The sequence below is a fragment of the Sphingomonas bacterium genome (assembly GCF_903644055.1).
Taxonomy (GTDB): Bacteria; Pseudomonadota; Alphaproteobacteria; order Sphingomonadales; family Sphingomonadaceae; genus Sphingomonas_I.
Genome location: NZ_CAHJXD010000270.1, coordinates 1 through 7,861, shown reverse-complemented (window position 1 = coordinate 7,861; position 7,861 = coordinate 1). Strand labels below are relative to the sequence as shown.

General features: G+C 67.0%; 8 protein-coding genes. 7 read left to right on the top strand and 1 reads right to left on the bottom strand.

What is annotated here, in order from left to right:
* The 7 genes from HUU94_RS11715 to HUU94_RS11685 all read left to right on the top strand — a co-directional run.
* Nucleotides 1–646, top strand: a 646-nt coding sequence (locus tag HUU94_RS11715; protein WP_174275254.1) for an SDR family NAD(P)-dependent oxidoreductase, incomplete at its 5' end; no start/stop codon positions are given.
* Between the two features lie 13 nt (nucleotides 647–659).
* Nucleotides 660–1,892, top strand: coding sequence for an LVIVD repeat-containing protein (locus HUU94_RS11710; RefSeq protein WP_174275253.1), 1,233 nt, complete (start codon nucleotides 660–662; stop codon nucleotides 1,890–1,892).
* Nucleotides 1,893–1,900: 8 nt separating this feature from the next.
* Nucleotides 1,901–3,451: a sugar ABC transporter ATP-binding protein gene (locus tag HUU94_RS11705; protein ID WP_174275252.1), complete on the top strand. Its 1,551-nt coding sequence runs from the start codon at nucleotides 1,901–1,903 to the stop codon at nucleotides 3,449–3,451.
* A complete protein-coding gene (locus HUU94_RS11700; protein WP_174275251.1) occupies nucleotides 3,448–4,398 on the top strand; it encodes an ABC transporter permease in 951 nt (316 codons plus the stop codon). Before HUU94_RS11705 ends, HUU94_RS11700 begins: the two co-directional genes overlap by 4 nt.
* Nucleotides 4,395–5,330, top strand: a complete 936-nt coding sequence (locus tag HUU94_RS11695) for an ABC transporter permease (protein ID WP_174275250.1) — start codon at nucleotides 4,395–4,397, stop codon at nucleotides 5,328–5,330. Before HUU94_RS11700 ends, HUU94_RS11695 begins: the two co-directional genes overlap by 4 nt.
* Entirely contained in the window at nucleotides 5,320–6,309 is a 990-nt protein-coding gene (locus HUU94_RS11690; protein ID WP_174275249.1) for a substrate-binding domain-containing protein, read from the top strand. The genes HUU94_RS11695 and HUU94_RS11690 overlap by 11 nt, the downstream gene beginning before the upstream one ends.
* A gap of 13 nt (nucleotides 6,310–6,322) precedes the next feature.
* Nucleotides 6,323–7,312, top strand: coding sequence for a hydroxyacid dehydrogenase (locus HUU94_RS11685; RefSeq protein ID WP_174275248.1), 990 nt, complete (start codon nucleotides 6,323–6,325; stop codon nucleotides 7,310–7,312).
* Here the strand turns inward: HUU94_RS11685 and HUU94_RS11680 are convergent.
* Entirely contained in the window at nucleotides 7,260–7,670 is a 411-nt protein-coding gene (locus HUU94_RS11680) for a VOC family protein (RefSeq protein ID WP_174275247.1), read from the bottom strand. The genes HUU94_RS11685 and HUU94_RS11680 overlap by 53 nt on opposite strands.
* Nucleotides 7,671–7,861 lie beyond the last annotated feature (191 nt).

Sequence of the window (7,861 nt, the reverse complement as noted above, 5' to 3'; positions counted from 1 at the left end):
GACGCTCGTCGCGCGCTCCGGTGACGAGATCGAGGCGGGCGCGCAGGCGATTCGGGCGGCGGGCGGTCAAGCGGATGCGGTGCGGCTCGACGTGAGCGATCTCGCCGCCGTCGCCCGGTTCTTCGACGAAGGGCCCGCGTTCCATGTGTTGGTCAACAACGCCGGCACCAACCGCCCCAAGCCGATGTGGGACGTCACCCCTGCCGATTACGATGCTGTGCTCGATCTCAACCTGAAAGCGGCCTTCTTCGTCGCGCAGGCGTGTGTGCGCCGCATGATCGCCGAAGGCGTGCACGGCTCGCTGATCCACATGGGAAGCCAGATGGGCCATGTCGGCGGGCCGAACCGCTCGATATATTGCGCCAGCAAATGGGCGCTGGAGGGCATGAACAAGGCCTTCGCGCTCGATCTCGCCGCCCATGCCATCCGCTCCAACACGATCGCGCCGACCTTCATCGAAACCCCGCTGACCCGGCCCTATTTCGAAGACGCGACTTTCAAGGCCAGCGTGCTGGCCAAGATCAAGCTGGGGCGGCTCGGCCAGGTCGAGGATCTGATGGGCGCGATCCTGTTCCTTGCCTCGGATGCATCCGCACTCATCACCGGCACGAGCCTAGTCGTCGATGGCGGATGGACCGCCGAATGAAGGATAATGGGATATGAGCAAGCTGTTCGACGCGGCGAAGAATATCGAATTCGTCGGCCGCACCGATCAGGGGGGGCGCGCCGACGGCATCCAGTGCATGATCCATCGCGGCCATGCCTATGTCAGCCACGTGTTCAGTGGCGGGGTGAGCGTGATCGACGTGCGCGATCCGCGCCATCCGCGCCCGGTAAACTTCCTGCCGACCCATCCGCGCTCGTGGTCGGTCCACTGCCAGACCGCTAACGACATTCTTCTGGTGGTCGAGGAGTTCAATTTTTACTCGGTCTATGTCGACGAGAGCGAATATTACGGGCACTCGATCGAAGGCGTACATTCCAGCAAGTTCGGGAAGCGGGGCGACGATTATAGCGCGGGAATGCGCGTTTATGATGTGTCCGATCCGGCCAATCCGCGCGCGATCGGCTTCATGGAGGTCGAGGGGCTGGGACTCCACCGGATCTGGTGGACCGGCGGCGACTATGCTTACGCCTCCGCCTTGCTCGACGGGTACACCGATCACGTCTTCATCATCATCGACATGCACGATCCGGCCCGGCCCAGAATTGTCTCGCAATGGGCGCTGCCGGGAATGCATGCCGCAGACGGCGAGACGATGACGCTGCCGGGCCGGGTGGCGCTGCATCACGCGCTGGTGGCGGGCGATATCGCTTACGGCGCGTGGCGCGACGGCGGGCTGGTGCTGCTCGACATCGCCGACAAAAGCGCGCCCAAGTTCATCTCGCGGACCAGCTGGTCGCCGCCCTATCCGAGCGGCACGCACAGTGCGCTACCGCTGCTCGATCGCGGGCTGTGCGTGGTGGCGGATGAGGCAACCCTCGACCGTGATCAGGAGGAGCAGAAATATACGTGGATGGTCGACATCCGCGCGCCAGAAAACCCGGTGACGATCGCGACCTTCCCGACACCTTCCGATCAGGATTATGTCGCCAAAGGCGGCCATTTCGGCCCGCATAACCTGCACGAGAACCGGCCGGAGGGCTTTCAGAGCTCGGACATCGTGTTCGCGACCTATCAGAATGCGGGCGTGCGCGTGTTCGATATCCGCGACCAGTTCCGCCCGGCCGAGATCGGCTATTTCGTGCCGAGCGCGCCCGAACAATGGGTCGATCCGCGCCCGGCGCGCCATCAGGTGATCCATACCTGCGACGTCAACGTGCAGAAGGACGGGCTGATCTACATCACCGATTACAATGCGGGCCTCTACATCCTGCAATGGAAGGGCTGAGCCGCCCGATGCGGGAGGTATCCGCTACGCCTGCCGCGCGCCTGATCGGCGTGGGCAAGCAGTTCGGCGACGTGTGGGCGTGCCGTGGCATCGATTTGACGCTTTGTCCCGGCGAGGTCCACGCGCTGATGGGCGAGAATGGCGCGGGCAAGAGCACGCTCGTCAAGATGCTCCAGGGGCTTCATCGGCCCGACGAGGGGGGCATCGAGGTGGCCGGCGCGGCGGTAACGCTGGCGAGCCCGCGTGACGCCGAGCGTGCGGGCATCGCGATGGTGCCGCAGGAGCTGGATCTGTTTCCCGATCTTTCTGTGGCCGAGAACCTGTTCGTTGGGCGCGAGCGGCCGCGTAAGCGCTGGGGCGCGTTCGACGGCCATGCCATGCGCGCGCAGGCCGCGGCAGCATTGGCCAAATTGGGCGCGAACGTTGATCCCGCCGCGCTCGTTGCGATGCTTTCGGGCGCGCAGGCCCAACTCGTCGAGATCGCGCGCGCGCTGATGCGCGACGCGCGCATCCTGATCCTCGACGAACCGACCGCCGCGCTGACCGCGCGCGAGGCCGATCGGTTGCTCGACATCGTGCGCGATCTGACGCGCGGCGGCGTCGCAATCGTCTACATCTCGCACCGGCTGGGCGAGGTGTTCGACATTGCCGATCGGGTGACGGTGTTGCGCGACGGCGCACCAGTGCATCAGGGGCCGATCGCGAACCTCGATGCGGCGGGGCTGGTGCACAAGATGGTGGGCCGCCCGGTCACGCAGCTCTACCAGCGCACGCGCAACATTCCAGGCGAAACGCTGCTGCGCGCGCGGGGGCTGGGGCGGAAAGGCAAGTTCAGCGCGATCAACCTCGATCTGCGGCGCGGCGAGATCGTCGGCCTTTCGGGTCTGATCGGGGCCGGGCGATCGGAGGTGGCGCAGGCGCTGTTCGGCTTCGCCCCTGCGGATGCCGGTACGATCGAGATCGACGGCGTGGCGCGGTGCATCGCCTCTCCCGCCGATGCGCTTGCGGCCGGAATGGTCTATGTGCCCGAGGAGCGGCGCTCGCAGGGGCTGATGCTGGAACAGGGCGTTGCGTGGAATACGGGCTTCGCCGCACTCGGCCGCATGGCGCCGCACGGCTTCGTCGCGCGTGGTGCCGAGCGCGCACTCGCCGATCATTATGCCGGCTTGTTCGCGATCCGCACCGTCGCTGCCGATCCGCCGGTGATCGTGCTTTCGGGCGGCAACCAGCAGAAGGTGCTGCTCGCCAAGGCGCTGGCGACCCAGCCCGACATCGTCTTGCTGGACGAACCGACGCGAGGGGTCGATGTCGGCGCCAAGGCGGAAATCTATCGCATCGTCGATCAGCTCGCGGCCGACGGCAAGGCGGTGCTGCTGATCTCGTCCGAACTCAACGAACTGCTGTCGATGTGCGACCGCATTCTGGTGATGCACCAGGGCCGCCTGACCGGCGCGTTCGACGGGCCGCACTTCGATCCGCAAGCGATCGGCGCGGCCGCCGCCGGACTATTGGCCGAGGCTTTGGAGGACTTGGCGCTGCATCCGGGCGGGGCGGCATGAGCGCGGCGGCGCAATGGGCGCGGAGGGCAGAAGCGGCTCCGGCGGGATTCCTCTTCCTTCTTTGCCTGGTGCTGGCCGCCGTGACGCCTGGCTTTGCGACGGCGGACAATCTGATCGCGATCGTGGCGCAGGTCGCGGTCGTCGGCGTCGTTGCGCTGGCGCTCAATCAGGTGATCATCGCCGGGGAGATCGACGTTTCGGTCGGCTCGCTGCTCGCCATCTGCGCGTTCGTCTTCGCCAGCACGGCGCAGGCGACCGGCAGCCTGTTGGTGAGCCTGCTCGCGGCGCTGGCAGCAGGCGCGCTGGGCGGCGGCTTGAACGCCGCCATCATCGTGATCGGGCGCGTGCCCTCTATCATCGCGACGCTGGGCACGCTGATGGCGCTGCGCGGGGCGATGCTGCTGCTCGACGCCGATGGCGTGCTGCAGACGCCCGGCGCGGCGCGCGGGCTCGGGCTGGGGATCATCGCCGGGCTGCCCGCACCGGCGTGGATCTTTGCCGCCTGCATCGCGCTGTTTGCCGTGATCGCGGTGGCGACGGTATGGGGACGTGAGCTGGTAGCGGTGGGCAGCAATGCACGTGCTGCCGCCGCGGTCGGGCTGCGCGCCGGACGGATCAAGGCAGCCGCGCTCCTCGCGACCGGCTTGGCCTGCGGGCTGGCGAGCGCGGTGTTCGCCGGGCAGATCGGGCAGATTCAGGCGACGGCGGCAACGGGCTTCGAACTGCGCTGCATCAGCGCGGTGGTGCTCGGCGGCACGCGCATCACCGGCGGGCGCGGCTCGGTGGCGGCACCGGTGCTGGGGGCAGCCCTGGTCGGCGTAGTGCTCAACGGGCTGACCTTGCATTCCGTGCCGGGCACGTTCGAGCAACTGGCGCTGGGGCTGATGATCCTGATCGCCATCGCCGGCGACGGGATCCGCCTGCGCGTGGCGGGCCGGATGGCATGAAAGTGCCCAGCCGCAATCTCGGCCTGCTGGGACTGCTGATCGCCGAGCTGGCTGCGATCGGCGCGATCGTGCCCTTCTATCTCGATCCGGTGAGTCTGCTCGATACGACGCGGACGTTCGTCGAGCCGGGCATCCTCGCACTCGGCATGACGCTGATCGTGATGACCGGAGGGATCGATCTTTCGGTGGCAGCCTTGCTCGCCCTGGTGTCGGTGGTGATAGGCTTCGCGCATCAGGCAGGTCTCTCCATGCCGCTGGCGATGCTGTGCGGGGTGGCGACCGGACTCGGCGGCGGGCTGCTCAATGGCGCGGCGATCGCCTATCTCCGCCTCCACCCGTTCGTGGTCACGCTGGCGACGATGTCGATCTTCCGCGGCGCGGCCTATGCCATTTCCAACGCCGAAGCGGTCTCCGCCTTTCCTGACTGGTTCCGCGCGATAGGCCAGGCCTATCTGTTTGGCGACAGAGTACCGGTGCAGCTGCTACTGTATATCGTCCCGGCACTGGGCTGCTGGCTGTTGCTGGAGCGGGCGGCGACCGGGCGGCGTATCCTGGGCGTGGGCGCCAACGAACTGGCCGCGCGCTTTTCGGGCGTTAAGGTCGAGCGGCTTAAGCTCGGCCTCTACGCGCTGATGGGGCTGCTGGCGGCGCTGGCGGCGATCATTCAGACGGCGCGCGTCTCTACCGCCCGCGCCAATGCCTCGCTCGGGCTGGAGCTGACGGTGATCGCAATGGTGGTGCTCGGCGGTACGCGTATCACCGGCGGGCGGGGCACGATCGCCGGCACTTTGCTGGGCACGGCGATACTCGCTTTCCTGCAGGACGGGCTGATCTCGGCGGGCCTGCGCAGCGACTGGAGCATGGTCGTGGTGGGCGTGCTGTTGATCGTCGGCGTGCTGGCCAACGAGGCGAGGCGGCGCGATGCACGCTGATATCACCCGCCGGACGTTGCTGACCGCCACGGGGGCGCTCGGGCTGGCCAGTTGCGCGCGTCGCACGGGCACATTGATCGCGTTCGTGCCCAAATTCACCAGCGATCCCTATTTCCTCTCGGCCAATCAGGGTGCGCAGGAGGCCGCGCGCGAAGTGGGCGTTAACGTTCTCTACAATGGCCCGGTCGATGCCAATGTCGCGGGGCAGGTCGATATCGTCGACCGGTTGATCCGCAACCGCGTCGACGCGATCTCGATCTGCGCGCTCGATCCGGATGCGCTGACGCCGTCGCTACGCCGTGCGCAGGCGCGCGGCATCGCGGTGAATTGCTGGGATGCCGACGTGCGCCCCGAAGGGCGGCAGGTCTTCCTCAATCAGGCGACCTACCCCGCGATCGGCGAGGCGATCGCCGATATCATGGCGCGCCATGCCGGCACCTCGGGCGAATTTCTCATGCTGGTGGGTTCGCTGACCGCCAGCAACATGCTGGCGTGGCAGGCCGCAATCCAGGAGACGATTGCGCGCAAATATCCGGGGATGCGGATCAAGACCACGCTGCTGGGCGAGCAGGATATCGAGAAGGGCAAGAACGTCACCCTCAACTATCTTCGCGCCAATCCGGACATACGGGGCGTTTTCACCAACGACGGGGGCGCGACCGTGAGCGCGGCGGAGGCGGTGATGCAGCTAGGCCGCCCGCCCGGCACGATCACGATCGCCGGAATCGGCGTGCCCAACGGCATCCGCCCCTATGTGCGCCAGAGCGTGATCCGCGAGGCGGTGCTGTGGAGCCCGATCGACATCGGTTACGCCGCGATCCGCATAAGCAAGGCACAACTCGAGCGACGGATCGACCCCGCGAGCTGCATACTCCAGGCCGGACGGCTTGGTGCGCTGCGCTTCACCAGCCCCGATACGCTGCTGCTCGGCCCGCCGCTGATCTTCAGCGCGGCGAATATCGACCGCTTCAACTTCTAAGGTTTCCGAAACCATGCCCAAAGTGCTCGTGATCCAGGCGATCAGCGACGAAGCCATGACGATGTTCGCCGATCGGCCGGACATTACCGTCGAGGTGCTGCGCGATACCAGTCCTGCGGCGATGATCGCGGCGATCGCCGATGCGGATGCGATCACGATCCGCGACGCCCCGCTGCCCCCCGAGGCGATCGACGCTGCAAGCCGGTTGCGCATCGTCTCGCGCCACGGCGTCGGGTATGACAATATCCCGGTCGCGCACTGCACCGCGCGCGGGATACCGGTGACGGTGATCGGGCCGGTCAACACCGTCGCCGTGGCCGAACATGCGCTGTTCCTGATGCTGGCGGTGGCCAAGCGAGGGGCGCAGTTCGATCGCGCGGTGCGCGCCGGCGATTTCGCGATCCGCAGCCGCCACACGACGATGGAACTCAAGGGCCGCACGCTCTCGCTTATCGGCTTCGGGCGGATCGGGCAGGAACTCGCGCAGCGCGCGCGCGGCTTGGGCATGGCCATAGCCGCCTATGATCCCGCCGGCGATCGTGCCGCCTTTCCGGACGTGACTTTCCACGATTCGCTAGAAGAGGCGCTGGCCGTTGGCGATGTGGTATCGCTGCACATCCCGCTCACGCCAGCAACGGAGGGATTGATCGGCCGCGCGGCCCTGGCGCGGATGCCGGCGGGTTCGATCCTCCTCAATACGGCGCGCGGCGGCATCGTCGACGAGGCGGCGCTGATTGAAGCGATCGACCAGGGCCATCTGCGCGGCGCCGGACTCGACGTGTTCGCGCGCGAGCCGCTGCCGCCGGGAGATCCGCTGCTGGTGCGCGAAACGATCGTGCTCAGCCCGCACAATGCGGCGCTAAGCGCGGAGAGCCTGATCGGGATGGGCCGCGCCACGGTGGCGAACGTGCTTGCCGCGCTCGACGGGCGGCTCGACAGGTCACTGGTGGTCAATCCGGCAGTGCTGGCGCCTGATCGGGAGCGAATGTCAGCTCGACCTTGATCCCGTTAGGATCGCGCAGATTATATTGGACGAAACCCCCGGTTTCGCTGTGCACCACTTCGAACAGCATGGCGGCGGCGCGCAAACGATCGGCAAACCCCTCGGGATCGACGCAATCGAACGCGATATGGTCGAGCCGGTTCTCCAGCCCGGCGGCGCGTGGCGGCTCGTCTTCGTGCGGAGCATTGACGTGAATCACCGCGATTCCGTTGCGATCGTAAAGCCAGGCATATCTGTGCTGATCGATCGTGGTGAGCGCCGGACCGCGCCGCAGATCGAGTGCAGCTTCGAAGAAGCGCACCGTTTCCTCCAGATCCGGCGTGCGGATGTTCGCGTGAGCGAGGCGTAGAACCGGCATCGTGATACTCCGGGCGGATCGGGGCTTGACTGCGTTTGCAAGGACCGTGCACCAAACAGCCCGATCAACGCAAGGAGCCGTCATGACGCAACAGCCGGGAGAGGTCGAGGGAGCGACGCTCGATCGGCGCGCGGTGCTTGCCGGGGCGGGGGGCGCCGCCGCGCTAGCCACCTTCGCGCCCGACGCCGCGC